General features: G+C 63.9%; 23 protein-coding genes. 16 read left to right on the top strand and 7 right to left on the bottom strand.

The window, feature by feature from the left end:
* Window positions 1–290 precede the first annotated feature (290 nt).
* From EGJ86_RS07945 to EGJ86_RS07935, 3 genes are all read right to left on the bottom strand, one after another.
* On the bottom strand, window positions 291–635 hold the full coding sequence (locus tag EGJ86_RS07945; protein WP_125834688.1) for a hypothetical protein: 345 nt from the start codon (window positions 633–635) through the stop codon (window positions 291–293).
* 528 nt (window positions 636–1,163) lie between these two features.
* A complete protein-coding gene (locus EGJ86_RS07940) occupies window positions 1,164–1,976 on the bottom strand; it encodes an alpha/beta fold hydrolase (protein WP_125834687.1) in 813 nt (270 codons plus the stop codon).
* Between the two features lie 117 nt (window positions 1,977–2,093).
* Entirely contained in the window at window positions 2,094–3,155 is a 1,062-nt protein-coding gene (locus tag EGJ86_RS07935; RefSeq protein ID WP_106733811.1) for an AI-2E family transporter, read from the bottom strand.
* 156 nt (window positions 3,156–3,311) lie between these two features.
* Between EGJ86_RS07935 and EGJ86_RS07930 the strand changes: the two genes are divergently transcribed.
* Window positions 3,312–4,016, top strand: a complete 705-nt coding sequence (locus EGJ86_RS07930) for a trans-aconitate 2-methyltransferase (protein WP_106733812.1) — start codon at window positions 3,312–3,314, stop codon at window positions 4,014–4,016.
* 6 nt (window positions 4,017–4,022) lie between these two features.
* Here the strand turns inward: EGJ86_RS07930 and EGJ86_RS07925 are convergent, their stop codons facing one another.
* Both EGJ86_RS07925 and EGJ86_RS07920 read right to left on the bottom strand, forming a co-directional pair.
* Window positions 4,023–4,412 (bottom strand): GFA family protein, encoded by a 390-nt coding sequence (locus tag EGJ86_RS07925; protein ID WP_106733813.1) that lies wholly within the window; start codon window positions 4,410–4,412, stop codon window positions 4,023–4,025.
* 111 nt (window positions 4,413–4,523) lie between these two features.
* Window positions 4,524–4,889: a hypothetical protein gene (locus tag EGJ86_RS07920; protein ID WP_106733814.1), complete on the bottom strand. Its 366-nt coding sequence runs from the start codon at window positions 4,887–4,889 to the stop codon at window positions 4,524–4,526.
* A 215-nt stretch (window positions 4,890–5,104) separates the two neighbouring features.
* Between EGJ86_RS07920 and EGJ86_RS07915 the strand changes: the two genes are divergently transcribed.
* On the top strand, window positions 5,105–6,805 hold the full coding sequence (locus tag EGJ86_RS07915) for an amidase (RefSeq protein WP_106733815.1): 1,701 nt from the start codon (window positions 5,105–5,107) through the stop codon (window positions 6,803–6,805).
* A gap of 289 nt (window positions 6,806–7,094) precedes the next feature.
* On the opposite strand, the gene gspD is transcribed toward EGJ86_RS07915, so the two are convergent.
* Window positions 7,095–9,032: a type II secretion system secretin GspD gene (gene gspD / locus EGJ86_RS07910; protein ID WP_125834686.1), complete on the bottom strand. Its 1,938-nt coding sequence runs from the start codon at window positions 9,030–9,032 to the stop codon at window positions 7,095–7,097.
* A gap of 4 nt (window positions 9,033–9,036) precedes the next feature.
* Window positions 9,037–9,672, bottom strand: coding sequence for a type II secretion system protein N (locus tag EGJ86_RS07905; protein ID WP_244968145.1), 636 nt, complete (start codon window positions 9,670–9,672; stop codon window positions 9,037–9,039).
* 243 nt (window positions 9,673–9,915) lie between these two features.
* On the opposite strand from EGJ86_RS07905, the gene gspE reads away from it, so the two are divergent.
* The 14 genes from gspE (at window position 9,916) to argR (ending at window position 22,277) form a co-directional block, all read left to right on the top strand.
* A complete protein-coding gene (gspE, locus tag EGJ86_RS07900) occupies window positions 9,916–11,403 on the top strand; it encodes a type II secretion system ATPase GspE (RefSeq protein ID WP_125834684.1) in 1,488 nt (495 codons plus the stop codon).
* 123 nt (window positions 11,404–11,526) lie between these two features.
* Window positions 11,527–12,744, top strand: a complete 1,218-nt coding sequence (gene xcpS, locus EGJ86_RS07895; RefSeq protein ID WP_125834683.1) for a GspF family T2SS innner membrane protein variant XcpS — start codon at window positions 11,527–11,529, stop codon at window positions 12,742–12,744.
* Window positions 12,745–12,748: 4 nt separating this feature from the next.
* Window positions 12,749–13,174: a type II secretion system major pseudopilin GspG gene (gene gspG / locus EGJ86_RS07890; RefSeq protein WP_099525190.1), complete on the top strand. Its 426-nt coding sequence runs from the start codon at window positions 12,749–12,751 to the stop codon at window positions 13,172–13,174.
* Window positions 13,175–13,265: 91 nt separating this feature from the next.
* The gene (gene gspH, locus EGJ86_RS07885; protein WP_074941279.1) at window positions 13,266–13,775 is read left to right on the top strand and encodes a type II secretion system minor pseudopilin GspH; all 510 of its coding nucleotides are present in this window, start codon (window positions 13,266–13,268) and stop codon (window positions 13,773–13,775) included.
* Window positions 13,772–14,158 (top strand): type II secretion system minor pseudopilin GspI, encoded by a 387-nt coding sequence (gspI, locus tag EGJ86_RS07880; RefSeq protein WP_125834682.1) that lies wholly within the window; start codon window positions 13,772–13,774, stop codon window positions 14,156–14,158. The genes gspH and gspI overlap by 4 nt, the downstream gene beginning before the upstream one ends.
* Window positions 14,158–14,823 (top strand): type II secretion system minor pseudopilin GspJ, encoded by a 666-nt coding sequence (gene gspJ / locus EGJ86_RS07875; protein ID WP_256672382.1) that lies wholly within the window; start codon window positions 14,158–14,160, stop codon window positions 14,821–14,823. Before gspI ends, gspJ begins: the two co-directional genes overlap by 1 nt.
* Window positions 14,820–15,794 carry a type II secretion system minor pseudopilin GspK gene (gspK, locus tag EGJ86_RS07870; protein WP_125834680.1) on the top strand — a complete coding sequence of 325 codons (975 nt, stop codon included), beginning with the start codon at window positions 14,820–14,822 and terminating at the stop codon, window positions 15,792–15,794. Before gspJ ends, gspK begins: the two co-directional genes overlap by 4 nt.
* The gene (gspL, locus tag EGJ86_RS07865; protein ID WP_125834679.1) at window positions 15,791–16,930 is read left to right on the top strand and encodes a type II secretion system protein GspL; all 1,140 of its coding nucleotides are present in this window, start codon (window positions 15,791–15,793) and stop codon (window positions 16,928–16,930) included. Before gspK ends, gspL begins: the two co-directional genes overlap by 4 nt.
* A gap of 5 nt (window positions 16,931–16,935) precedes the next feature.
* Window positions 16,936–17,457, top strand: a complete 522-nt coding sequence (locus EGJ86_RS07860) for a type II secretion system protein M (RefSeq protein ID WP_125834678.1) — start codon at window positions 16,936–16,938, stop codon at window positions 17,455–17,457.
* A 546-nt stretch (window positions 17,458–18,003) separates the two neighbouring features.
* On the top strand, window positions 18,004–18,777 hold the full coding sequence (locus EGJ86_RS07855; RefSeq protein ID WP_099525196.1) for an ABC transporter substrate-binding protein: 774 nt from the start codon (window positions 18,004–18,006) through the stop codon (window positions 18,775–18,777).
* 178 nt (window positions 18,778–18,955) lie between these two features.
* Window positions 18,956–19,645 carry an ABC transporter permease gene (locus EGJ86_RS07850; RefSeq protein WP_106733825.1) on the top strand — a complete coding sequence of 230 codons (690 nt, stop codon included), beginning with the start codon at window positions 18,956–18,958 and terminating at the stop codon, window positions 19,643–19,645.
* Window positions 19,642–20,340, top strand: coding sequence for an ABC transporter permease (locus EGJ86_RS07845; protein ID WP_106733826.1), 699 nt, complete (start codon window positions 19,642–19,644; stop codon window positions 20,338–20,340). The genes EGJ86_RS07850 and EGJ86_RS07845 overlap by 4 nt, the downstream gene beginning before the upstream one ends.
* 28 nt (window positions 20,341–20,368) lie before the next feature.
* Window positions 20,369–21,133 (top strand): ABC transporter ATP-binding protein, encoded by a 765-nt coding sequence (locus EGJ86_RS07840; protein WP_099525199.1) that lies wholly within the window; start codon window positions 20,369–20,371, stop codon window positions 21,131–21,133.
* A 163-nt stretch (window positions 21,134–21,296) separates the two neighbouring features.
* Window positions 21,297–22,277 (top strand): transcriptional regulator ArgR, encoded by a 981-nt coding sequence (gene argR, locus EGJ86_RS07835; protein WP_099525200.1) that lies wholly within the window; start codon window positions 21,297–21,299, stop codon window positions 22,275–22,277.
* The last annotated feature ends 114 nt before the right edge of the window (window positions 22,278–22,391 follow it).

Raw genomic sequence — 22,391 nt, 5'->3', positions numbered from 1 at the left:
TGCGTGGCCTGACGGGTGCGACTGATGAATTCACCTTGGCGGCGACGGTGCAGAACCTGCGCCGCATGGCCAAGCTTTTGCCTCAAGGGCCACCGCTCACGGGATAGGTACGTCTGCTACGAGCAGAAACCCTCGAATTAGCCCTCAAACCTGAGCAGTGAAGCTCAGTGAAACGCCAAGAGGCAACTTGAAGTGGCTTGCAGCCACTTCGATAGCAGGCACCGCTGACCAGCAGGCTGCCGCAGAACTTAGTTTTTCAACAGAATCGGCCACAAGCAGACGGTGCCACCCTAGCGGGCTGCGAGAGCCGTCGCTTGGCGTTTTTTCCACAGCATCTTGGCGGCAGTGGGATTGATTGGACTACCACTAAAAGTGGGAAGGGCGGACTGAAGTATCTTTTTGCCGATCTCTTCCCAGCGAATATTTCCCGTGACCATTTCTCGGTTGAGCTTGAACTCATCAACTATCGTTTTAAAATCTTGATCACATATGAAAGTACAGGGATCAATAGCCCTCATGTAAATGCTTCTGCCGTTCTGGCTAACTGACATCAATAGCTTTCCATCAGGTCGCGCTTTGAATGCAACCTCATGTTCCGGAAGATGTTTGCGCAAATAGTTAATTGCGTGCTCCACGGTATTAACTCCATAGTCATTGTATTGACGGGAGTCCGTTTAGCAAGATAAGTACCAGCGTTGGTATGATTTTAAGCAATTGAATTTAATAGCCTATTTCAGATTTTTTAGCCTGAGACCGCGGTGCAAAATGCACTACCTGTCAGAAGGCCATCATGCACATTGCAATGGTCGCGCAAGGTTCGCTTTTTGCTGGTGGTGAAAGCTCTTAGTCACTATGACGATCAGGGAAGCCGACTATAATTTTTCCAGAAACCTTAGAATTTCTTCACACTTGCTGCGGTCCGCTTTTGGACCAATCTCAATCGATGGCGACGCCTCAGCCGTGGCAGTTTTCCAATTCCCTATCAGGGTGCTTTCTACCTTTAACCCGTTGTATGCCGCATTTTCCAGCCCCCAGGCTTCGCGATGGCGTACCAAGCGATCACACGCCCGTTTCGGGCCTCTTGGAAGGCTACTATTGGCCGAAAACAGCCCAATCACTGAGCTAGTAAATACCGTGTGTGGAAGTAGACGCCAGATTGGATGTCACTCATTGGCTATCTGCGCGCCAATTCTGGGAGCTGCCGCATACAGACAGGAATAGTGAGAAAACCCCTCCATCCGCTCGACGTGCGCGTTGCCCGGGAGGCGCTCAGCCAGATACGCCGACATAGCGACGGGCGACCAATTGTCCGCCGTACCATGCCACAGGCAGGCATTTGCCTCACTGGTGAAGACGCTGGCTGACCAGGGCTGGAGATATTGCTGTATGTCCCGCGTATAGCCGGTCGTACCTTGGGCAAAGCACTGTTGCAGTACCTGGCAGATAAGCGCTTTGAACTTCGGTGATTTCACCAGCTCCCGATCCTGCCCCTGAGCACTGGCGAACAACATGCGAAACAGCAGCTGCGGTGCGCGTTTGGCCAGTAGCGCCTGCCACTTCACCAGCCACTGGAACAAGCCTGGGCTGCGCTGGGCCAGCGAGAACACGGCCTTGCCCGCCATCTGATCGAGGAAGTCTCCACCATCGAGCGGGGCGGCGGCGGAAACCAGGTGCTGGCTGCGAACCTGGCCTGACATAAGGGCAGCGACTTCCAATGCGGCATGCGCGCCGAGGGAAAAGCCGATGAAGTCGACCCGAGCACCTTGCACGGTCTCGCTGATCGCCTGAGCGATCTGTCGGTAGTAGTCAGTGCCTGTACTGGAGTGGTCGATGGTGAAACGGTCGAAACAGAGAATACGCAGGCCTTGTTCTCGGGCTGGCGCGTCGAATACGGATGCCTCAGAAGGCGAGCCCGGCACCCCGTGGAAGTAAACGACAGGTTTGCCAGCCGGGTTTCCGTATTCGCTGAAGTCCATCGCTAGTTCCGAGCAAAGTGGCGTCTCGGTCTTTTATCACCACCTTGCTGAATACGCGCTAAGGCGAACTGCCGCATTGCCTTCTGGGTCCGAGCCCCGGAATGAACCGGGCTCGATTCACGCCGGCAACCTGATCTTTTTCTTCGCCCCGAACAGGTTCCAGCTGGCGACGAACAGCGCCGCCACCAGCGGGCCGATCACGAAGCCGTTGAGGCCCAGCAGCGAGAGACCACCAAGGGTGGAGATGAGGATCAGGTAGTCGGGCATGCGGGTGTCCTTGCCGACCAGGATGGGGCGCAAGATGTTGTCCACCAAACCGATCACCAGCACGCCGAAGGCGGTGAGGATGATGCCTTGCACCATGCTGCCGCTGAGCATCAGGTAGATGGCCACCGGCGCCCAGATGATGCCGGCGCCGGCTGCCGGCAGCAGTGACAGAAACGCCATCAGTACGCCCCATAGCAACGGGCTGTAGAGGCCCAGCGCCCAGAATATGAAACCACCGAGCGCGCCCTGTACGGCAGCGACCACCACGTTGCCTTTCACCGTGGCGCGCACCACGCGGGTGAATTTGATCTGCAGGCGGCGTTTGGTGGTGTCGGCCAGCGGGATGGCGGTACGGATTCTATGCACCAGATCCTTGCCGTCGCGCAGCAGGAAGAACAGCAGGTAGAGCATCACGAAGAAGCCGATGAAGAACTCGAAGGTACCCTGGCCGATGGCGAACACCTTGGTCGCCAGGTATTGGCTGCCGGCCATGGCGCCCTTGGAAATCTGTTCGCGCAGGCCTTCGAGGTTGCTTATGCCGACGCGGTCGAGCTGTTCCTGGATCGACGGTGGCAGCATCTGGATGAAGCTGGTGACGTAGGCGCCGGTATCCAGCTCGCCCGATTCGAGCTTCTGGTACAGGGCGGTGCCTTCGGCCACCACGGCGGAGGTGATGAAGATCACCGGCAGAATCGCCACCAGCAAGCAGATGATCAACGTCAGCAGGGCGGCCAGGTTGCCTCTGCCGCCAGTGCGCCGCAGCAGGCGCTCCTGCAGCGGTGCGAACACCACGGCCAGGACCATGGCCCAGAACACCGCGCCGTAGAACGGCAGCAGTATCCAGAAGAAGGCGATGGTCACCAGTACGAGCAGGAGGATGAAGGCTTTCTGTTCGAAGGTCGGGCTCTGCATATCGGGTTCGCTTGGAAGGGACATGCCACTTAGTCCCCTGATGTTCTGGCAAAGTGCCCACAAAGTTGGATTGGGCTTGTAGTCGCTCGCTGGGGGGATTGACAGCTCTGGGATACTGGAAGGCGTGAGGGGATCATTCGAGACGGAGGCATGGCCATGCGTGACGAGGAAATCAAGGCGCTGTTCGATCAGCAGGCGGCGGGCTACGACAAGCAATGGGCGGGGATGGCGCCGATTCGTGAGGCGCTGTATTTGCTGCTCGATGCGCTGTTCATCGACCTGCCGTCCGACGCGCGGATACTCTGCGTGGGCACCGGGACGGGGGCGGAAATCGCGCACATGGCCGAGCGTTTTCCGGGCTGGCGCTTCACTGCGCTCGATCCGTCCGGGGCGATGCTCGAGGTGTGTCGCCAGCGTGCGGAGCACGGCCGCTTTGCCGAGCGCTGCGACTTTCATGAGGGCTATCTGGATACGCTGGCGCCTGGGGCGGCCTACGATGGCGCGACCTGTTTTCTGGTGTCGCAGTTTCTGCTCGAACCGGCGGTGCGTACCGGGTTCTTCGGCCAGATCGCACAGCGCCTGAAACCCGGCGGGCTGCTGGCCAGTGTCGACCTGGCAGCGGATATCCAGTCGCCGGCCTATGAGGTATTGCTGCCAGGCTGGATGACGTTGATGTCAGCGGCCGGGGTCGATGCGCAGATGCTGGAGCGTGTGCGTGCAGCCTACGCTCGCGATGTGGCGGTGCTACCGGCGCAGCGGGTGGCGGGCATCATCCAGGCCGCTGGTTTCGAGGCACCGGTGCAGTTCTTCCAGGCCGGGCTGATGCTCGGGTGGGTAAGTCGGCGCGCAGCCGATGCTTGAGCGGTACTACTCGTGACGCGTGCTGCGGTCGCGGTCGCCTGGGTAGTGGCGATCGAAGGGCAAGGGCGGTAGCCAGGCTTCGCGGCGGATGGTCCAGAGTTCGTAGGTGGGGGTGAACTGGTTCGGCTCATCCAGCGAACCGACATTCACTTCGACTTCATCCCCCGAGCGCGCGAACACCGGCGAGCCGCAACGCGGGCAGAAGTGGCGGCCGGCGTACTGGCCGGTTTCGCCCTCTACCTTTACCGCGTCCTGCGGGAATATCGCCGAGGTATGGAAGAGGGCGCCGTGGTGCTTGCGGCAGTCCATGCAGTGGCAGACGCCGACCCGATAAGGCTGGCCGCTGGTTTCGAAACGCACCCGACCGCAGAGGCAGCCGCCGGTGAGGTTGGGCATGGCGATGTTCTCCTGTTTCGTGTGCAGAGACTGAGAACATAGCAGGACGCTGACTCTGTAGGATCCCGCTGGCGGGCGATCCTGAGAAGAGCATCGCCCGCCAGCGAGCTCCTACGGTTTTGTAAGGCTGCGATCCAGCTCCTGCTCGATCTTCGCCCATTCCGCTCTCAGTGCGCGGCGCAGGTAGGCGATGAAGAGGCGGTCGCGCAGGCGGCGCAGTGTGGAGCTCTGTCGCGCCGCTTGGGCTTGCTCGATGGTTTCGCTGAGCCAGGCGCTGTCGAAGCCTGTCCAGATCGGTGGGATGGGCGCGAGCATGTTGGAGTAGCACGCGGGAGCGACGTCCTGGTAGAAGGCGGCTTGTACTGTGGCACGGTCGAAACCTGCCACCTGACGGGCGATGTATCCGTAGTCGACTTCGGTGTCGACGAATACCTCCGACAGCGCCGACCACAGATGAATGCGTTCTTCGCGGGTCATAAGCCTGCTCTGCCCAATGCAGCGTAATCGGTGGCGAGACTGTAATGCGTGGCGCGCGTCCTGGCCATTGGCGCGGGCTGCTGCGAAGGCCTGGTGGGATGTATCATCGGGCACATGGTTGCATGACTGAATCTGCCCGTGAGCGTCGGCCGTGCACACGCTGTTTTCGTATCCGTGGCCGTAGACGCGGCCCGCCATTTGCGAGTGATGACACCATGATCGAGGTAACCGAAGTTTCCATTGCCGAGCTGCGCGCCGCGCTGGAGTCCGGCCGCACCACGGCGGTCGAACTGGTCAAGGCCTATCTGGCACGTATCGACGCCTACGACGGCGCGGACACGCCGACTAGGCTCAACGCGGTGGTGGTGCGCAACCCCGATGCGCTGAAAGAGGCCGAGGCCTCCGATGCACGCCGCGCTCGCGGCGAGACGCTGAGCCCGCTCGATGGCATTCCCTACACCGCCAAGGACAGCTACCTGGTCAAGGGCCTGACGGCGGCCTCCGGCAGCCCGGCGTTCAAGGACCTGGTGGCGCAGCGTGATGCCTTCACCGTCGAGCGCCTGCGCGCGGCCGGCGCCATCTGCCTGGGCAAGACCAACATGCCGCCGATGGCCAATGGCGGCATGCAGCGCGGCGTCTATGGCCGTGCCGAAAGCCCGTACAACGCCGATTACCTGACGGCGCCGTTCGCCTCGGGCTCGTCCAACGGCGCCGGCACGGCGACCGCTGCCAGCTTCTCCGCGTTCGGCCTGGCCGAGGAAACCTGGTCCAGCGGGCGTGGCCCGGCGTCGAACAACGGCCTGTGCGCCTACACACCGTCGCGTGGGGTGATCTCGGTGCGCGGCAACTGGCCGCTGACGCCGACCATGGACGTGGTCGTGCCCTACGCCCGGACCATGGCCGACCTGCTGGAAGTGCTCGACGTGGTGGTGGCCGACGATGCCGACAGCCGCGGCGACCTGTGGCGTTTGCAGCCCTGGGTGCCGATCCCGAAAGCCTCCGAAGTACGCCCCGCGTCCTACCTGGCGCTGGCGGCCAAGGCCGATACGCTCAAGGGCAAGCGCCTGGGTGTGCCGAAGATGTTCATCAACAAGGACGAAGCCGCCGGTACCAGCGAGAACCCGGGCATCGGTGGCCCGACCGGCCAGCGCATTCACACCCGGCCGACGGTGATCGCTCTGTGGGAAGCCGCGCGCCAGGCGCTGGAAGCGGCCGGCGCCGAGGTGGTGGAAGTGGACTTCCCCTTGGTGTCCAACTGCGAAGGTGATCGCCCCGGTGCGCCGACCGTGTTCAATCGCGGCATCGTCACGCCCGAGTTCCTGCATGACGAACTGTGGGAGCTCAGTGGTTGGGCCTTCGACGATTTCCTGCGTGCCAATGGCGATCCCAAGCTCAATCGTCTGGCCGATGTCGATGGCCCGCAGATATTCCCGCACGACCCCGGCACGCTGCCAAATCGCGAGGGCGATCTGGCGGCGGGCATGGACGAATACGTCAACATGGCCAAGCGTGGGATCAAGCCCTGGGACCAGATCGCCACGCTGCCTGACGGCCTGCGCGGCCTGGAGCACACTCGCAAGATCGATCTGGAAGACTGGATGGATCAACTGGGGCTGGACGCTGTGCTGTTCCCCACCGTGGCCGACGTTGGCCCGGCGGATGCCGATGTGAACCCGGCCTCCGCCGATATTGCCTGGAGCAACGGTGTGTGGGTGGCCAACGGCAACTTGGCGATCCGTCACCTGGGCGTGCCGACCGTCACCGTGCCGATGGGCGTGATGGCTGATATCGGTATGCCGGTGGGCCTGACCTTCGCCGGCCGTGCCTATGACGACTCGGTGTTGCTGCAACTGGCGGCAGCCTATGAGGCGACCGGCAGCAAACGCCTGGTGCCACCGCGTACGCCAGTGTTGTGAGGTAACCCTGCGGCCCTGGGGAGGGGCTCTAGCCGCGACGGCTGCAGAGATCTTCGCCGCTAAAGCGCCTCCCACGGTTTGTGGTGCTCCACGATTCAGCGTGTAGGGCGGGTGCAACCCGCCACTGCCATTTCGGCGGGTTTCACCCGCCCTACGACCCATAAATGGGAAAGGGGGCAGGTTGCATCGGTCTTGTGGGATGGGCTTTAGCCGCGACGGCTGCCGCTAAAGCGCCTCCCACGGTTTGTGGTACTCCACGATTCAGCGTGTTGCCCCCAGCGCCCTATCTTTACTCTCGCAAATCCACCGCCGGTGCGCCCTGGCCATCGAACAGCTGGCCCGGGGTGCTGGGCAGGATGCTCGGGCGGCCGTTGCTGCCATCGCCGAGGATGCGGATGTCGCTGTACTTCTTGCCGGACAGCGCAGCCAGGCCGGCGCCGTCACGTACCACGGTGGGCCGCAGGAACACCATCAGGTTGCGCTTGATGTGCGAGTCGCGGGTCGAGCGGAACAGCCCGCCAATCAGCGGAATGTCACCGAGCAGCGGCACCTTGGAGGTGGCCTGGGTGACGTCGTCCTGAATCAGGCCACCGAGCACGATCACCTGGCCGTCGTCGGCGAGGATGGTGCTCTTGATCGAGCGTTTGTTGGTCACCAGGTCGACCGCCTGGGCGTTGAGCCCGGTGCTGGGAGCGAGGGAGGAAATTTCCTGCTCGATCTCCAGGCGCAGAGTGGCGCCTTCATTGATGTGCGGCGTGACCTTGAGGGTGACGCCGATGTCCTGGCGCTCGATGGTGGTGAAGGGGTTGCCGGCACCGGATGCGTCGGTGGTGTAAGAGCCGGTCTGGAATGGCACGTTCTGGCCGACGAGGATTTCCGCCTTCTGGTTGTCCAGGGTCAGCAGGCTCGGCGTGGACAGCAGGTTGCTCTTGCTGTTGGCCGACAAAGCAGTGATCAGCGCGCCGAAGCGGTCGCTGCCGATGCCGATGATGGCGCCGTCGGGCAGGGTGGTGCCGTCGGGAATTTCGCCATCCTGCAGAATCTGCAGCACGGTGCCGACCGACAGGCCGGTGCCACCGAAATTCACTCCACCCAGGCCACCGGTACTGCCGCGTGCGTCTACTGCCCACTGCACGCCGACAGCATCGGTGATATCGCCGGAAATCTCGACGATGGCCGCCTCGACCATCACCTGTGCACGCGGTACATCGAGCTGACGCACGATGTCTTCGAGAGTGGCCACCAGGTCTGGTTCGGCCAGCAGCACCAGCGCGTTGAGGCTCTCGTCGGCGCGGATGAGGATGTTCGACTGCTTGCCGGTGGTTTCGCCGTTCTGCTGGTTCTTCAGGCCTTCGGAGATTTCCCCGAGGGTTTCGGCCAGGGACTTGGCGTCGTTGTGACGCAGGCGAATCACCCGGGTGTTGGCCGAGCGGCTGGTGGGCGTATCCAGTGACCGGGCGAGGTCGGCCAGCTTGGCGCGGGCGTCCGGCGGGCCGAGCAGGATCAGGCGATTGGTGCGCGCATCGGCCACCACCTGGGTGGCGCTGGTGCCCTTGGCCTGGCCACGGGCGATGGCGGTGTTGAGCACTTCGGCAGCGTCCATCACCCAGGCGTTCTGCAGGGTGACCACGCTGAAGTCCTGCGCGCCGCTCTGGTCGAGCTGGCGCATCAGGTCTTCGATGCGGGCGATATTGGCGCTGCGGTCGCTGATGATCAGCGCGTTGGCCGAGGTGACGGCGGCCAGGTGGCCGTATTGCGGCACCAGCGGGCGAATCAGCGGGATCAGCTCGGCCACCGGCGCGTGCTGCACCTGGATCAGGCGGGTTTCCAGGCGATCCGGCGCCGGGCGGCCGGCATCGGCTTCAGCCTTGGCCTCGGCGTTGGGCACGATGCGCGCCTGGTCGCCCTGGGTCAGCACGCTGAAACCGTGGGTGGCCATGACCGAGAGGAACAGCTGGTAAACCTCGGACAGCCCCAGCGGCGTGCTCGACACCACGTTGACCTGGCCTTTCACGCGCGGGTCGACGACGAAGGTCTGCCCGGTGATGCTGGCGATCTGGTCGACGAACTCGCGGATGTCCGCGCCCTTGAGGTTGATGGTCCAGCTTTCTTCCTGCTGGTTGGCGCTGGCCGGCACCTGCTGGATCTGCGCGAGCAGGGGCAGCGGTGCGGTGGCCAGGCCGGCGGCGAGGAGGGCGAGGGTCAGTCGGCTACGGAAAAAATGCATCGGTTCAGTCACTTTCCATGGGCTGATCAGGGGGCGTTTCCACAGGCTGGGTGCCGGAGGCTTCCATCTGCTCGCGCAGCGCCTGCATGCGCTGGCGCAGTTGTTCGAGGTTGTCCTGGTCGAGTTGATCGAGCTGTTGCAGCGAGTCTGGTGCTGCCGTTTCGACCGGCGGGGTGTAGCTGTATTGGCTGCTGCTCGGGCGCGGGAACGTGAGGCTTTCGCGGCGGCCGTTGCGCACCAGCTCTACGCGGTCGGCGTAGACGGCATCCAGGCGCACGCCGTTATCCACGTCCGCGCCGACGGCAAAACGCTGGGCGCTCTGGCCCTGACGCTGGATCATCGCGCTGGAACGTTGCGGGTCACTGTGGACGAAGCTGCCGAGCAGGGTCAGTTGCAGATTGGTGGCCGGCGGCGGGCCGCTGTCGGCGTGGCGTGGCGTGCCGAACAGCTGGTCGATGGGCGCCTGCGCGCGTTGTTCGGGGCTGGGCGCGCTCTGGCTGGGCGCTTGTTGCGCAGAGCCGCGCACTAGACGCAGCAGTTCGGCGCTCTGCCAGGCCAGGCTGACGCTCAGGGCGATCAGCACGAGCATGCCGATCAGACTCGGGGCATTGTCCTTGAGCCGCTGGGAAAGGGCCGACATGGGCAAAAGCATCACTCCGGAAAACGACGTTCTAGTTCTTCTTATGTGCGGGGCGTCGCGCGCTGATCATAGCAGCCTGCACGCGCTTGGCATCCCCCAAATAGGGTGGGTGTGCTGCTCCTGGCAATGTGTTAAAGATAATCGCATAAACATACAAGAAGACCGTCCCAGAGGTGGCCCATTGGGCCAAAACGGCCAGGTTAGGCTGTAATACCGGGATAAGGTTCTGTTCTAAGGTCTCGCATGAACGCTTCGCTGCTCGAAACCCCATTGCGCCGCTTGCCCTTCAGTTTCGCCAAGCGTCATGGCCTGGTGTTCGTCATGCATGACGGGCGCGCCAGTTTGGCCCATCGCGCCGACTGCGACCTGGCTGCCCTGGCCGAGGCGCAGCGTTTCGCCGGGCGCAGCCTGCCGCTGCAGGTGCTCGATACCCAGGCGTTCGCCCAGGCGCTGGGCGCGGCCTATCAGCACGACTCCGCTTCCATGCAACTGGCCGAGGATATCGGCGGCAGCTTCGACCTGGCCTCGCTGGCCGATCAGGTGCCGGAAACCGAAGACCTGCTGGAGCAGGAAGACGATGCGCCGATCATCCGCCTGATCAACGCCATTCTCGGCGAGGCGATCAAGGAAAACGCCTCCGACATCCACCTGGAAACCTTCGAGAAACGTCTTGTCGTGCGCTTTCGCGTCGATGGCATCCTGCGTGAGGTGCTCGAGCCCAAGCGCGAGCTGGCCGCCTTGCTGGTGTCACGGGTCAAGGTCATGGCGCGGCTGGATATCGCCGAGAAGCGCGTGCCGCAGGACGGGCGCATCTCGCTCAAGGTGGGCGGGCGCGAGGTGGACATTCGTGTGTCGACGCTACCCTCGGCCAACGGTGAGCGGGTGGTGCTGCGATTGCTCGACAAACAGGCCGGGCGCCTGTCGCTGCAGCACCTGGGCATGCGCGCCGAGGATCGTGCGCTGATGGAAGACACCGTGCGCAAGCCGCACGGCATTCTGCTGGTCACCGGCCCCACTGGTTCGGGCAAGACCACCACGCTGTACGCCAGCCTGGTCAGCCTCAACGACCACACGCGCAACATCCTCACCGTCGAAGACCCCATCGAGTACCACCTCGAAGGCATCGGCCAGACCCAGGTCAACACCAAGGTGGACATGACCTTCGCCCGGGGCCTGCGCGCCATCCTGCGCCAGGACCCGGACGTGGTAATGGTCGGCGAGATTCGCGACAAGGAAACCGCCGAGATCGCCGTGCAGGCCTCGCTGACCGGCCACCTGGTGCTGTCCACACTGCACACCAACAGTGCCATCGGCGCCATCACTCGCCTGGTGGACATGGGCGTGGAGCCCTTCCTGCTGTCGTCATCGCTGCTCGGCGTGCTGGCCCAGCGCCTGGTGCGCGTGCTGTGCCCATCGTGCAAGGAACCCTATGCCGCCGATGCGGCCGAATGCGCGTTGCTCGGCGTGCCGGCCAGCTCGCCGCCGACGCTCTACCATGCGCGCGGCTGCGCCCATTGCCATCAGCAGGGCTATCGCGGGCGTACCGGCATCTATGAGCTGGTGGTGTTCGACGAAACCATGCGCACCCTGGTGCACAGCCGCGCTTCCGAGCAGGACATGACCCGCCACGCCCGCACGCTGGGCCCGAGCATCCGTGAGGATGGTCGGCGCAAGGTGTTGGAAGGGGTGACCACGGTCGAGGAAGTGCTGCGCGTGACGCGAGAAGAATGATGGCGATAGGGGCGTTGGCAATGGCTCTTGTGGGAGCGGCGGGGCGGCATGCCGTTGCAGCCGCGAGGCGGTGTACATCGCGGCTGAAGCCGCTCCTACAGGAACAACCGGAGCGATTTGTCGATGGCGGCCTTTGAATACATCGCCCTGGATGGGCGTGGCCGTCAGCAAAAGGGCGTGCTGGAGGCCGATAGCGCGCGCCAGGTACGCCAGTTGCTGCGCGATCGCCAGTTGGCGCCGCTGGAGGTCAAGGCCACGCGCAGCCGCGAGCAGGGCAGTGGCCAGGCTCGCCTGGGTTTTGCCCGTGGCCTGTCGGCACGTGATCTGGCACTGGTCACCCGCCAGTTGGCGACGCTGATCCAGGCGGCGCTGCCCATCGAAGAGGCGCTGCGTGCGGCCGCCGCGCAATCCACCAATTCGCGTATCCAGGGCATGTTGCTGGCGGTGCGCGCTCGCGTGCTGGAGGGGCACAGCCTGGCCGGCAGCCTCAAGGAGTTCCCGGCCGCTTTTCCAGAGCTGTATCGCGCCACGGTGGCAGCAGGTGAGCATGCCGGGCATCTCGGCCCGGTGCTGGAGCAGTTGGCCGATTACACCGAGCAGCGTCAGCAATCGCGGCAGAAGGTGCAGCTGGCGCTGCTTTACCCGGTGATTTTGATGTGCGCCTCGCTGCTGATCGTCGGCTTTCTGCTCGGTTACGTGGTGCCGGACGTGGTCAAGGTGTTCGTCGATTCCGGGCAGACATTGCCGGCGCTCACGCGCGGGCTGATCGCCCTGAGTGACTGGGTAAAGGCCTGGGGGCTGCTTGCACTGGTGGCGCTGGTACTGGCGGTGATCGCCCTGCGCGCCGCGCTGCGTGACGAGACCTTCCGTCTGCGCTGGCATCGTTTTCTGTTGCGTATCCCGCTGATAGGCCGGCTAGGCCGCGCCACCGATTGCGCGCGTTTCGCCTCCACACTGGCCATCCTTACCCGCAGTGGCGTGCCGCTGGTGGAGGCGCTGGCAATTGCCGGCGAGGTGATCGGCAATCGGGTGATCCGCGGCGAGGTGCTGGTGGCGGCGCAGAAGGTGCGCGAGGGCGGCAGCCTGACCCGTTCGCTGGAGGCCACCGGGCAGTTCCCGCCGATGATGTTGCACATGATCGCCAGTGGCGAACGCTCCGGCGAGCTGGATCAGATGTTGGCACGCACGGCGAAGAACCAGGAAAACGACCTCAGCGCGCAGATCGCCCTGCTGGTCGGGCTATTCGAGCCGTTCATGCTGGTCTTCATGGGGGCAGTGGTGCTGGTGATCGTGCTGGCCATCCTGTTGCCGATTCTTTCTTTGAACCAAATGGTGGGGTAATTAGGTGATACGCAGACAAGCAGGTTTCACGCTCATCGAAATCATGGTGGTTGTCGTCATTCTGGGCATTCTGGCAGCGCTGGTGGTGCCGCAGGTGATGAGCCGGCCGGATCAGGCCAAGGTCACCGCCGCGCAGAACGACATCCGTGCCATCGGTGCGGCGCTGGATATGTACAAGCTCGACAATCACAACTACCCCAGCACCCAGCAGGGCCTGGAAGCGCTGGTGAGCAAGCCGAGCGGCAATCCGCAGGCGAAGAACTGGAACAAGGACGGCTACCTCAAGCGCCTGCCCATCGATCCGTGGGGCAACCCCTACCAATACCTGGCACCTGGTACCAAGGGCGCCTTCGATCTTTACTCGCTCGGCGCCGACGGCAAGCAGGGCGGCAGCGACCTGAACGCCGATATCGGCAACTGGGATCTCTGACTCGACCATGCCGCCGTTCGCCTGTAGGAGCGAGCTCTGCTCGCGAAGCGTTCGACATCGTCCATGTTCGCGCGCAGAGCTCGCTCCTACATTGAAGGCGCAACGCGGCTTCACCCTTATCGAACTGCTGGTGGTGCTGGTCATACTCGGCAGCCTGATCGGTCTGGCGGTGTTCAGCACCGGCATCGCCGGGCCGGGGCGTGAGCTGCGCAGCGAGGCCGAACGCCTCAGTGGCTTGATCGGTGTGCTGCTCGACGAGGCGGTGCTGGACAACCGCGAGTACGGCTTGAGCTTCACCCGTGAAGGCTATCGAGTCCTGCGCTATGACCCGCAGCGCGCCGAGTGGCAGGCGCTGGATCGTCAGGTTCATCGCCTGCCGGAGTGGGCCGAGCTGGCCTTTGAAGTGGAGGGCGAAGCCCTGAGCCTGACGACCGAGGCTGGTGCTGATACGCCGCAGTTGCTGATTCTCTCAAGCGGCGAGCTGACGCCGTTTCGCTTGCGCCTGGCCGAGCGCCGCCGCGACGGCCTGCGCCTGCAATTGTCCAGTGATGGCTTCAGCCTGCCGCGTGTCGAGGAGTTGGGCGCGGGGCGTGCCGGATGAAAGGGGTGCGCGGTTTTACGCTGCTCGAGGTGATGGTGGCGCTGGCGATCTTTGCCCTGGTCGCCGCCAGCGTGCTGACCGCCAGTGCACGTAGCGTGCGTACCGCCAGCCAGCTGGAAGACAAGACCCTGGCCATGTGGGTGGCCGATAACCGCATGACGGAATTGCAACTGGCCGAGACCCCGCCCGCCGATGGCCGCGATCAGGGCCAGGTGGAATTCGCTGGGCGCCGTTGGTCGTGGCAGAGCGAAATCCAGGCCACCAGCGAGCCTGCCATGCGCCGTGTGACGCTGTGGGTCGCCGCCGAAGAGCGCGGCGCCAGTGGCGATCTGCGTGAGCGCGCGCAGGTCACGCTCAGCGGTTTTCTGGGGGCGCCGCAGTGATTCGTCCGCAGCGCGGCTTCACCCTGCTGGAGCTGCTGATCGCCATCGCCATCTTCGCCCTGCTGGGGTTGGCCACCTACCGCATGCTCGACAGCGTGCTCAGCGCCGATGCCGTTACCCGCGAGCACGAACGCCAGTTGCGCGAGCTGACCCGCGCCCTGTCTGCTTTCGAGCGCGACCTGCGCCAGGTGACGGTGCGGCCGATTCGCGATGGTTTCGGCGATGCTCAGCCAGCGCTGCACAGCGACCTGACCGATGCCACGGCGCTGGAGCTGACCCGCGCTGGCTGGCGCAATCCGCTGGGCCAACCGCGAGCGGAGGTGCAGCGAGTGCGCTGGCAGCTCAGTGGCGAGCAATGGCAGCGCCGTTATTGGCGCGTGCTGGACCGCGCGCAGGACAGCGCACCGCAAATCCAGCAGGCACTCGATGGCGTCGAATCGCTGAGCCTGCGCTATCTGGACAAGGACGGGCAGTGGCAGCCCGACTGGCCGCCGGCCAATGCCTCTGGCGATGGCCTGCTCACCGACTTGCCGCGCGCCATCGAGCTGCGCCTGCAGCATCGCCGTTATGGCGAATTGCGTCGCCTGCTGCGCTTGCCGGATTTGCCGGCAGAGAACCGTGCTGGCGGGTCGCCGGACGAGCCGAATGAGGTGCCGCAGGCATGAGGCGGCAGAGTGGGGTGGCGCTTATTACCGTGCTGCTGGTGGTCGCCGTGGTGACGGTGGTCTGCGCTGGTTTGATCGCTCGTCAGCAGCTGTCGATCCGCAGCAGCGCCAACCAGTTGCACATGACCCAGGCCTGGCACTACGCACTGGGCGGCGAGACCCTGGCCAAGGCGATTCTCGAACGCGATCTGCGTCAGGGTGATCCGCGCCAGCCGGTGGACCATCCGCTGGAGCCCTGGGCCCGGCCGCTGGCGCCGTTCCCGCTGGATGAGGGCGGCGAGCTGCGTGTGCGTATCGTCGACCCCAGCGGTCGTTTCAATCTCAATAGTCTGGTGCGCCAGGGCCGACCGAACGAGCTGGCGGTGCTGCGCCTGCGTCGCCTGCTGCTGCGCCTGGGGATCGACAAACCTTATGCCGAGCGCCTGCTGGACTGGCTCGATAGCGACAGCGAACTGCAGGGCGGCAATGGCGCGGAGGATGGCCAGTACCTGTTGGCGACACCACCTTACCGCACGGCCAATCGCGAGATCACTGATGTGTCCGAACTGCGCCTGCTGCTGGAGATGGAGGAGGCCGACTACCGCCGCCTGCAACCCTTCGTCAGCGCGCTGCCGAGCGAGGCGCTGCTCAACGTCAACACGGCCAGTGCGATGGTGCTCTCCAGTCTGTCCGACGGCTTGAGCCCGGATGCGGCCGTGTCGCTGATTGCCGGGCGCGGCGCCGAAGGCTATCCCAGCGCTGCGGCCTTCGCTGCCCAGCCTGCGCTTGCTGGCCTGGGTGAGCAGGTGGTGCAGGGGCTGGCGGTCGGCAGCCAGTATTTCGAGGTGTTCAGCGAAGTGAGCCTGGGTGAACGCCGGGTGGTATTGCGTAGCCTGCTGCAGCGCAGCAATGATGGCCAGGTCAGTGTCCTGGCGCGTGATCTGGGGCAGGGCGGTATGCCGCCACGTCCTATTGAGGAAGAACAAGAATGAACCCGACATGGATATTCCTGCCACCCGAGGCGTGTCACGACCTGTCAGTGGACCTGCCCGTCATGCGCGTTACGGCAGATGACAGTCGCGCCTTGAGCCTGGCCGAGGCACTGGCCGATCTGCCGGCACACTGGCAACTGGTGCTACCGGTTGAGGCCGTCACCGCCTGCGCCGTGCAATTGCCGACGCAGAAGGCGCGCTGGATGCGCCAGGCGCTGCCGTTCGCGGTAGAGGAGCTGCTGGCCGAGGATGTCGAACTGATGCACCTGGCCCTGGGTGAGCAACTGGCCGATGGCCGTCACCGTGTCTACGCGCTGCGCGCCAGCTGGTTGCGCGAGTGTCTGGCGCTGTTCGCGGCGCAGCCGCCGCAGGCGATCCGGGTCGATGCCGATCTGTTGCCGCCCCAGGGCAGTCAACTGCTCTGGCTGCACTCACGCTGGTTGCTCGGTGGCGAGGCGCCTTGGCGTCTGGCCTTGCAGCGCGAGGATTGGCCGGTGCTGGCAGGGCGCTGCCCCACGCCGCATATCGCCAGTGCGCCGGCGGGGCAGGCGCTGCCCGAATCGGTCGATGAAGTGCACCTGTTGGAAGATGCGCATCAGTGGCTGGTGCGTCAGCACGCGAGTGTCGACCTCGCGCAAGGGGAGTTCGCCCTGCGCCAGAGCGGTGACGGCTGGCTGCGTTGGCGGCCGCTGGCCGGGGTGCTGGCACTGTGTCTTGTGCTGCAGTGGGGCTTCAACCTCGCGCAGGGCTGGTACTTGCAGCGTGAGGTCGATGCCTATGCCGCGTCCAGCGAGGCGCTGTACCGAGAGCTGTTTCCGCAGGACAGCAAGCTGATCAATCTGCGCGCGCAGTTCGACCAGCATCTGGCGCAGTCTTCGGGCAGCGCCAGCCCGGTGCTCGGCCTGCTGGCCGAGGTGGCGGCGGCGCGGCCTGCCGCGGGCGCGCCGCAGGTACAGGTCAATCAGCTCGACTACAGCGCGACCCGTACCGATATGTCTCTGCAGTTGCAGGCACCGGGCTTCGCCGAGCTGGAGCGTTTGCGTGAGCGCCTGGAGGCGGCAGGATTGTCGGTGCAAATGGGCTCGGCCAGCCGCGAGGCCGAAGGCGTCAGCGCGCGCGTGGTAATAGGAGGATGAGCAGCATGTCGAGAACAGGGTTGAGCGAGAGTCTGCAACTGCACTGGCAGCGTTCGCCGCTGGCGCAACGCTGGCAGGCGCTGCCGACGCGTGATCGCCTGGCGCTGGCGGCGCTGAGCGTCTTCCTGCTGCTGGTGGTGTTCTACCTGGCGTTGTGGCAACCGGCGCAGCGCCATGCCCAGGCCGCGCGCGCTGCGTTCGAGGAGCAGCGCGCGCTTTATACCTATCTGCAAAGTCGTGCGCCGCAGGTGCAGGGGCGTGACCTGCAGCCGCGCGCCAGCCTCGACCCGGCGCGCCTGCAGGGCGTTGTCACGGCGAGTGCGGCGCAGCAGGGGCTGGTGATCGAGCGCCTGGATACCGAGGGCTACGGCGCGGTGCAGGTCAACCTGCAGCCGGTGGCGTTCGCTCAGTTGCTGCGCTGGATTCAGGCGCTGGAAGAGCAGGGCGTGCGCGTCGAGGAAGCCGGGCTGGACCGCGCCGAGGAAAACCGCGTGATAGCGCGGCTTAGCTTGCGTGTGGGTGAGTGACTCGTGCGCTATTGATCGTCACTCCCGCGACGGCGGGAGCCCAGGTATTGCGTAACGCCTGGTTTCCCGCCTTCGCGGGAATGACGGCTATTCCAGTGCGTGGTCGTGTACCTATGCGCCCCCTACGGTTTGCGTGGCGCCACGGTAACAGTGCGCACCCGGTTGGGCGGTTAGGGAACGTTGGTGCGCCGATACGGTGCCATTTACAACACTGGATGACACACGAAAGCGGCGTTGAAGCCCATGAAACGGACTTTTGCTGATTGATGGCCTGAGTATTGCTGTAGATATCCGTTTACCCTTTTCTGCTTGATCACTCCTTTTGCAGGCTGTCAATATCTGCGCCCGGCGCTTCTGGTGCTTCTGTAATTAGTTGTCGCATTGAGGAAATATCGCCTCATTGCCTGCCGCTAGAATGCCGCACACCCAGCCAAGGCCCCTTTGTCGCTCGTCCACCACGACAGCGCAGCACCGCCTTCTACAATCCATAAAAGGCCCGGGCCCCTCACTGCCATCGATGTCATACCCAATTCGAAGGAGCAAAGAATGAAGAAGATCGCACTGCTTGGCGCCCTGGCGCTGTCCCTGATGTCGCCCCTGGCCATGGCCGAGAAGCCGCTGCGCATTGGCATCGAGGCGGCCTACCCGCCCTTCGCATTCAAGACTCCCGATGGTCAGATTTCTGGCTTCGACTACGACATCGGCAACGCCCTGTGCGAAGAGATGAAGGTCGAGTGCAAGTGGATCGAGCAGGAGTTCGACGGCCTGATCCCAGCCCTGAAAGTGCGCAAGTTCGACGCCGTGCTGTCGTCCATGTCGATCACCGAAGACCGCAAGAAGTCCGTGGACTTCACCGGCAAGTACTACGCCACCCCCGCCAAGCTGGCGATGAAAGCCGGTACCGAGATCAAGGACCCGCTGGTCGACCTGAAAGGCAAGAAGATCGGCGTGCAGCGTTCGTCCGTGTATGACCGTTACGCCACCGACATCTTCGCTCCGGCCGGCGCCGAGATCGTCCGTTACAGCTCGCAGAACGAAGTGTTCCTGGACATGCAGTCCGGCCGTCTGGACGCCACCCTGGCTGACTCGGTGAACATCGACGACGGCTTCCTCAAGACCGACGCTGGCAAGGGCTTCGCATTTGCCGGCCCGGACTTCACCGAGGTGAAGTACTTCGGCGAAGGTCAGGGCATTGCCGTGCGCAAGGGTGACCAGGCGCTGGCCGACAAGATCAGTGCTGCCATCCTGGCCATCCGCGCCAACGGCAAGTACAAGGAAGTGCAGGACAAGTACTTCGACTTCGACGTTTACGGCGAGTAAGCGTCCCAGGCAAAAAAAGTGGCACAACCTGAAAAAGGTTTGTGCCACTTTTTTCTTGGTTCTGCGGAGTCGGTTCTTGTTGGCTTTGGCTGAATGCCAACCGTACGACCCGTCGCGTGAGCGACATGAATTTTCTTTGTGCTAGGCGGCGCCTGGGGTGCCTGAGAGGTATTAGCGCATGCTTCAAGGCTACGGCTCGACCATTCTCGATGGTGCCTGGCTCACTCTGCTTCTGGCGCTGACGTCGATGGCAGTGGCGATCTTCCTCGGCCTGCTGGGTGCGGCCTTTCGCCTGTCACCGGTGCGTTGGCTGGCGGCGTTGGGTGATACCTATGCCACGGTGATTCGTGGCATCCCCGATCTGGTGCTGATTCTGCTGATCTTCTACGGCGGCCAGGACATGGTGAACCGCATCGCGCCCATGGTCGGCTATGACGATTACATCGACATCAACCCCTTCGTCGCCGGCGTGTTCACCATGGGCTTCATCTTCGGGGCCTACCTGTCGGAAACCTTCCGCGGCGCTTTCATGGCGATCCCCAAGGGGCAGGCGGAAGCCGGCGCGGCCTATGGCATGAGCGGGATGCAGGTGTTCTTCCGCATTCTAGTGCCGCAGATGATCCGTTTCGCCATTCCCGGTTTCACCAACAACTGGCTGGTGCTGACCAAGGCCACCGCACTGATTTCCGTGGTCGGCCTGCAGGACATGATGTTCAAGGCCAAAAGCGCGGCCGATGCGACGCGTGAGCCGTTCACCTTCTACCTGGCGGTGGCGGGGCTGTACCTGGTGCTGACCAGCGTGTCTTTGCTGGCGCTGCGTTTCCTCGAGAAACGGTATTCGGTAGGTACCAAGGCGGCTGACCTATGATCTTCGACTATCAAATGATCTGGGAGAACCTGCCGCTGTACTGGGGCGGCGTGCTGGTCACCGTGAAAATCCTGCTGATCTCCCTGGCGGTCGGCCTCAGCCTGGCGCTGCCGCTGGCGCTGATGCGGGTGTCGAAATCGCCCTGGGTCAACTTCCCGGCCTGGCTCTACACCTATGTGATTCGCGGCACGCCGATGCTGGTGCAGCTGTTTCTGATCTATTACGGCCTGGCTCAGTTCGAGTTCATCCGTGACAGCTTCATGTGGCCGTATTTCTCCAGCGCCACCTTCTGCGCCTGCCTGGCGTTTGCCATCAATACCAGCGCCTACACGGCGGAAATCCTCGCCGGCAGCCTCAAGGCCACGCCGCCGGGTGAGATCGAGGCGGCCAAGGCCATGGGCATGTCGCGAGCCAAGCTGTACCGGCGCATCCTGCTGCCGTCGGCGCTGCGCCGTGCGCTGCCGCAGTACAGCAATGAAGTGATCATGATGCTGCACACCACGTCGCTGGCGTCGATCGTGACCCTGATCGACATCACTGGCGCGGCGCGTACCGTCAGTTCGCAGTACTACATGCCGTTCGAAGCCTTCATCACCGCCGGCCTGTTCTACTTGGCGCTGACCTTCATCCTGGTGCGCCTGTTCAAGCTGGCCGAACGTCGCTGGTTGGCCTACATGGCCCCGCGCAAGGGCTGATGCCATGACGATTCAAGAGAACCCGAACATGTACAAACTCGAAGTTCAGGACCTGCACAAGCGCTACGGCAGCCATGAGGTGATCAAGGGCGTGTCGATGGCGGCCAAGGCGGGCGACGTGATCAGCATCATCGGCTCCAGCGGTTCGGGCAAGAGTACCTTCCTGCGCTGCCTGAACCTGCTCGAACAGCCGCATGCCGGCAAGATTCTGCTCAACAACGAAGAGCTGAAGCTGGTGCCGGCAAAGGACGGTTCGCTGCGTGCAGCCGACGCCAAGCAACTGCAGCGCATGCGCTCGCGCCTGGCCATGGTGTTCCAGCACTTCAACCTGTGGTCGCACATGAGCGCTCTGGAAAACGTCATGGAAGCGCCGGTGCATGTGCTCGGCGTGAGCAAGGCCGAGGCCCGCGACAAGGCCGAGCACTACCTGGCCAAGGTCGGTGTCGCGCACCGCAAGGATGCCTACCCGGCGCACATGAGTGGTGGTGAGCAGCAGCGCGTGGCCATCGCCCGTGCCCTGGCCATGGAGCCGGAGGTGATGCTGTTCGACGAGCCGACTTCGGCGCTCGACCCGGAACTGGTCGGCGAAGTGCTCAAGGTGATGCAGGACCTGGCCACCGAAGGTCGCACCATGGTGGTGGTGACCCACGAAATGGGTTTTGCCCGCGAGGTGTCGAACCAGCTGGTATTCCTGCACAAGGGGCTGGTTGAAGAGCGCGGTTGCCCGAAGGAAGTGCTGGCCAATCCGCAATCCGAACGACTGCAGCAGTTTCTTTCCGGCAGTCTCAAATAATAAGAAGCTAGACTGCGTTTCAAAGCCTGTTCAAAGTCTTGCGAGCTAGAGGCATGCAAGGCAAAAACAGGCGAGGAAGCGGAGTGTACTTTTGTACATGAGCATTCCGAGCCTGTTTTTAACGCAGCAGGCCCGACGCGCAGCAAACTGTGAACAGGCTTTCATGACCCCTCATCGAATCGGCTTTCTATACTGGCCCGGCACCAAGGCTTTGACGTTGTCTCTGGCGGAGGAAGCCCTGCGTGTTGCCCAGCGCGTGCATCCGGAAGTGGTGTACGAGCTGGTGTTCCTCCAGGCCGAACCGCTGGTTGCGGGTGACTGGCGTCTGCCGGGCGAGCCCTGGGCCGGGCATCTGGAAGGGTTGGACAAGCTGTTCCTGCTCGCCGATACGCCGCCGGCGCAGGTGTCCGCCGGCCTGGCGGCTGCGCTCAAGCAGCAGGTGCGTAGTGGTTGCGTGATTGGCGGGCTGTCTGCCGGAGTCTATCCGCTGGCTCAGCTCGGTTTGCTCGATGGTTATCGCGCGGCGGTGCACTGGCGCTGGCAGGACGACTTCGCCGAGCGCTTCCCCAAGGTCATCGCCACCAGCCACCTGTTCGACTGGGATCGCGATCGTCTGACCGCCTGTGGCGGCATGGCCGTGCTCGATCTGCTGCTGGCGGTGCTGGCGCGCGACCACGGCGCCGAGCTGGCCGGTGCGGTGAGCGAGGAGCTGGTGGTCGAGCGCATTCGCGAGGGTGGCGAGCGTCAGCGTATTCCACTGCAGAATCGCCTGGGCTCCAGTCATCCGAAGCTGACCCAGGCCGTGCTGCTGATGGAAGCCAACATCGAGGAGCCGCTGACCACCGACGAGATCGCCCAGCATGTGTGCGTGTCGCGTCGTCAGTTGGAGCGCATCTTCAAGCAGTACCTCAATCGCGTGCCCAGCCAGTATTACCTGGAGCTGCGCTTGAACAAGGCGCGCCAGCTGCTGATGCAGACCAGCAAGTCGATCATCCAGATCGGCCTGTCCTGCGGCTTCTCCTCGGGGCCGCATTTCTCCAGCGCCTACCGCAACTTCTTCGGCGCCACGCCACGCGATGACCGCAACCAGCGCCGCAGCAACAGCCCCTTCGAGCTGACGTCGACGCCGGTCGAGCGGGGTTGAGACGCCTTGTGGGAGCGGGGGCGGGGGGCGGAAACCCCGGGGGGTGCCCCCGGGGCTGCGGCGCGGGGGGGGCGCGCGGCCGGGGGGCGGCGGCCCGGGCGGGGGGGGGGGGGG

The organism is Pseudomonas sp. o96-267, from assembly GCF_003935465.1.
GTDB lineage: Bacteria > Pseudomonadota > Gammaproteobacteria > Pseudomonadales > Pseudomonadaceae > Aquipseudomonas > Aquipseudomonas sediminis.
This window is presented reverse-complemented; position numbering and strand designations above follow the sequence as displayed.

Coding starts and splice junctions, on each gene's coding strand:
- EGJ86_RS07925 (WP_106733813.1), bottom strand. CDS start 4,412: ATGCCCAACCTCACCGGCGGCTGCCTCTGCGGTCGGGTGCGTTTCGAA.
- EGJ86_RS07940 (WP_125834687.1), bottom strand. CDS start 1,976: ATGGACTTCAGCGAATACGGAAACCCGGCTGGCAAACCTGTCGTTTAC.
- gspL (WP_125834679.1), top strand. CDS start 15,791: ATGAACCCGACATGGATATTCCTGCCACCCGAGGCGTGTCACGACCTG.
- gspK (WP_125834680.1), top strand. CDS start 14,820: ATGAGGCGGCAGAGTGGGGTGGCGCTTATTACCGTGCTGCTGGTGGTC.
- EGJ86_RS07850 (WP_106733825.1), top strand. CDS start 18,956: ATGCTTCAAGGCTACGGCTCGACCATTCTCGATGGTGCCTGGCTCACT.
- argR (WP_099525200.1), top strand. CDS start 21,297: ATGACCCCTCATCGAATCGGCTTTCTATACTGGCCCGGCACCAAGGCT.
- gspE (WP_125834684.1), top strand. CDS start 9,916: ATGAACGCTTCGCTGCTCGAAACCCCATTGCGCCGCTTGCCCTTCAGT.
- EGJ86_RS07915 (WP_106733815.1), top strand. CDS start 5,105: ATGATCGAGGTAACCGAAGTTTCCATTGCCGAGCTGCGCGCCGCGCTG.
- EGJ86_RS07905 (WP_244968145.1), bottom strand. CDS start 9,672: ATGTCGGCCCTTTCCCAGCGGCTCAAGGACAATGCCCCGAGTCTGATC.
- EGJ86_RS07930 (WP_106733812.1), top strand. CDS start 3,312: ATGCGTGACGAGGAAATCAAGGCGCTGTTCGATCAGCAGGCGGCGGGC.
- xcpS (WP_125834683.1), top strand. CDS start 11,527: ATGGCGGCCTTTGAATACATCGCCCTGGATGGGCGTGGCCGTCAGCAA.
- EGJ86_RS07840 (WP_099525199.1), top strand. CDS start 20,369: ATGTACAAACTCGAAGTTCAGGACCTGCACAAGCGCTACGGCAGCCAT.
- EGJ86_RS07920 (WP_106733814.1), bottom strand. CDS start 4,889: ATGACCCGCGAAGAACGCATTCATCTGTGGTCGGCGCTGTCGGAGGTA.
- EGJ86_RS07855 (WP_099525196.1), top strand. CDS start 18,004: ATGAAGAAGATCGCACTGCTTGGCGCCCTGGCGCTGTCCCTGATGTCG.
- EGJ86_RS07845 (WP_106733826.1), top strand. CDS start 19,642: ATGATCTTCGACTATCAAATGATCTGGGAGAACCTGCCGCTGTACTGG.
- EGJ86_RS07860 (WP_125834678.1), top strand. CDS start 16,936: ATGTCGAGAACAGGGTTGAGCGAGAGTCTGCAACTGCACTGGCAGCGT.
- gspI (WP_125834682.1), top strand. CDS start 13,772: ATGAAAGGGGTGCGCGGTTTTACGCTGCTCGAGGTGATGGTGGCGCTG.
- EGJ86_RS07935 (WP_106733811.1), bottom strand. CDS start 3,155: ATGCAGAGCCCGACCTTCGAACAGAAAGCCTTCATCCTCCTGCTCGTA.
- gspD (WP_125834686.1), bottom strand. CDS start 9,032: ATGCATTTTTTCCGTAGCCGACTGACCCTCGCCCTCCTCGCCGCCGGC.